This is a genomic window from Micromonospora sp. M51 (assembly GCF_018070305.1).
In the GTDB taxonomy this organism is placed as follows: Bacteria; Actinomycetota; Actinomycetes; order Mycobacteriales; family Micromonosporaceae; genus Micromonospora; species Micromonospora parva.
The window spans coordinates 1-3031 of record NZ_JAGPXZ010000726.1 but is presented as its reverse complement, the minus strand read 5'-3'; the positions used below and the strand labels follow the sequence as shown (position 1 = coordinate 3031).

Annotated in this window: 3 protein-coding genes; 1 reads left to right on the top strand and 2 read right to left on the bottom strand. The window is 75.7% G+C overall.

Annotated features, from left to right (window positions below):
• The coding region (locus KBX53_RS27730) for a DEAD/DEAH box helicase (protein WP_309140870.1) at window positions 1–1583 on the bottom strand (1583 nt) is incomplete at its 3' end.
• Window positions 1584–1903: 320 nt separating this feature from the next.
• Window positions 1904–2194 (bottom strand): hypothetical protein, encoded by a 291-nt coding sequence (locus KBX53_RS27725; protein ID WP_209444582.1) that lies wholly within the window; start codon window positions 2192–2194, stop codon window positions 1904–1906.
• Between the two features lie 7 nt (window positions 2195–2201).
• Here KBX53_RS27725 and KBX53_RS37025 point away from each other — a divergent pair, with 7 nt between their 5' ends.
• Window positions 2202–2882, top strand: coding sequence for a hypothetical protein (locus KBX53_RS37025; protein WP_210862469.1), 681 nt, complete (start codon window positions 2202–2204; stop codon window positions 2880–2882).
• Window positions 2883–3031: the final 149 nt, after the last annotated feature.

Genomic DNA, 3031 nt, shown 5'->3' with positions numbered 1-3031 from the left:
CCCTGGGCCCGGTCGCCGAAGCGGCGCTCGCCGGTGGGCCGGTCGCCGAAGCGTCGGTCACCCTGCGGCCGGTCGCCGTAGCCACGGTCACCCTGCGGGCGGTCGCCGAAGCGCCGCTCGCTGGTGGGCCGGTCGCCGTAGCGGCGGTCGCCCTGCGGGCGGTCGCCGTAGCCCCGGTCGCCCTGCGGGCGGTCGCCCTGGGCCCGGTCGCCGAAGCGGCGCTCGCTGGTGGGCCGGTCGCCGTAGCGGCGGTCGCCCTGCGGGCGGTCGCCGTAGCGACGCTCGCCGCCCGAGCGGTCACCGAACCGACGCGGGCCGCCGGCCCGGTCGTCCAACCGCCGCGGGCCGCCGGAGCGGTCGCCGTAACCCCGGGGCTCCGCCTCGACGCGGACCGGGACGCCACTGGGCTCGCGGGCGCCGACCAGCTCGGCCAACGCCGCGTCACCGACCCGGACCCGGGTCTCGGCCGGCGCGACGCCGGCCTTCTCCATCATCGCCAGGGTGGTACGGCGCTGCTTCGGCAGCACCAACGTGGCGACCGCACCAGACTCGCCGGCCCGGGCGGTACGACCCGCGCGGTGCAGGTAGTCCTTCGGGTCCTTCGGCGGGTCGACGTGCAGCACCAGGGTGACTCCGTCGACGTGGATGCCCCGGGCCGCCACGTCCGTGGCGACCAGCACGTTCATCCGGCCCTCGCGGAACTCGGCAAGCGTCTTGGTGCGCATCCGCTGGGTCTTGCCGCCGTGCAGCCCACCGGCGCGTACGCCGACGGCCGCGAGCTGCTCGACCAGCCGGTCCACCCCGAGCTGGGTACGGGCGAAGACCATCGTCCGGCCGTCCCGGGCGGCGATCGAGGCCGCCACCGGGAACTTCTCGTGCGGCGGGATCAACAGCATGTGGTGGTCCATGGTGGACACCGAGGCGGTGGACGGCGCGGTGGAGTGGGTGACCGGGTCGGTCATGAACCGCTTGACCAACGCGTCGACGTCACCGTCCAGGGTGGCCGAGAAGAGCAGCCGCTGACCGTTCGCCGGCGTCTTCGCCAGCAGCTCGGTCACCTCGGGCAGGAAGCCCATGTCGGCCATCTGGTCGGCCTCGTCGAGCACCGTGACCTCGACGTCGTCGAGCTGGCAGATGCCCCGCTCGATGAGGTCGCCGAGCCGCCCCGGGGTGGCCACGATGATCTCCACACCGCGACGCAGCGCGTCGATCTGACGGTCGTACGGAACGCCGCCGACGGCGGTCTTGAGGAAGATGCCGACGGCCTTGCCCAGCGGCACCAGAGCGTCGTTGACCTGCATGGCCAGCTCTCGGGTGGGCACCAGCACCAGGGCGCGCGGGCGCATCGGCCGGGCCCGGTTGCGGTCGGCCAGCCGAGCGATCATCGGCAGGCCGAAGGCGAGCGTCTTGCCGGAACCGGTCTGCCCCCGACCCAGCACGTCGCGGCCGGCGAGCGCGTCCGGAAGGGTGGCCCGCTGGATCTCGAACGGGCTGGTGATGCCCTGCTGCGCCAGTGCGCGGACCAGCGGGTCGGGCAGGCCGAGGGTAGTGAAACTGATCGGGTCGGCGGTCTCCGTCGGCACGGGCTCGGCCTGCGGGGTGGCGGCCTCGCCCGGAGCGACGTCGAGCTGCTCCCGTGCGGTGTCGGCCGCCGGGACTGAGTTGAAAACGGACGTAACGGTGCTGGGGTCAGCAGAGGTGGTCAACAAAAACCTTTCGAGCGGGGCGCATCTTCGCGATGGCCTGCCGCGGCTGTGCCGCCGGATCGCCCGCAAGATCGCCCAGGGGCGCACACCACGCGCGCCGGGTCAGTGATCTCACCCAGTGTACGGCGGTCCGGCGAAGCCGCCAGCCGGTTGTCCGACCGTAGTGGGCGGACTCACCATCGCTGGCGCTCGCTGGCTCACCCGTTGAGCACGCTGCCCACCAGACCGTCCAGGGCGTCGCCGGCGAGCAGGACGACCGCGACGCTGATCGCCACCAGCAGCCCCAGAGCGGCGGCCAGGACGATCATCACCCGGGCGTTGCTGGACCGTTCGGTCGGCGTGTCGGACCAGCCCTGGGCCAGGATGTGCCCGGTCAACGAGCCGGAGGTCTCCACCGCGTTGGCGGGTATCGCGACAGTGGTGAATCCGGCCCCCTCGCCGTTGCCGTAGACGGTGCCGGCCAGGTCGGAGCCGCCGTCGTGCCGCACACCACGGGTGCCGGCCGTAACCCGTCCGGCGGAACCGGCCGGAGGGCCGCTCGGCGGCGCGGTCGTCCGGGAGTTCACGGTGCTGTTCCGGGTCGACGACGGAGCCCCGGCGGTCGACGGTGGCCAACTCGGCAGCGCTGGCGCGGGAACCACCGGCGGTGCGGAGGCGGCTGGCGTGTGCACGACCGGCGGTGCGGAGGCGGCCGGCGGGGCCCATCCGCCGGCGGACATCGGGCGGGTCGCCCCACCGGTGGGTGACCACCCGGATGGCGGTGCGGAGACCGACGCGGTGGCCCGTACGCCGGGCGTGTCGGTCATCGCCGGTGGCGGCGGAAACGGCGGTGCCGGCATCGGGCCGGGCGGGGCTGGCGGTGCCGGCACCGGCGGACCGGGTGGCGGCAGCGGCGGGCTCGGGACGGGCGGCGACGGCGGGCCGGGAATGGGCGGCACCGGCGAGGGCGGCGGGATGGGCGGGCCCGGAACGGGCGGAACCGGACCGGGCGGCGGCGTTGGGCGGGGGTTCGGCGTCGGCGTCGGCCCGGGCGGGTACGGACCCGGGGCCGGTGCGGGCTCCGGCTCGGGTGGCGGCGGCTGCGTCGGCCCGGGGCCGGGTGGGGCGGGCTCCGGCTCCGGAGTCGAGGGCGTCGGGGCCGGCTCCGGCTCGGTGCCCACCGGCGCGGACCGGTAGACGCCGGGCGTGCTCTCCCGAGGATCCGGGCTGCCCAGGGTGCCGGCCGTGCCCCGGCTGCCGCTCGGAACCGTGGCGCTGGCCCGGGCGGGCGCGGGGGAGCCGTGCCGCTGACCCGGCAATGACACGTCGGCCGAGCCGGCCGGGCT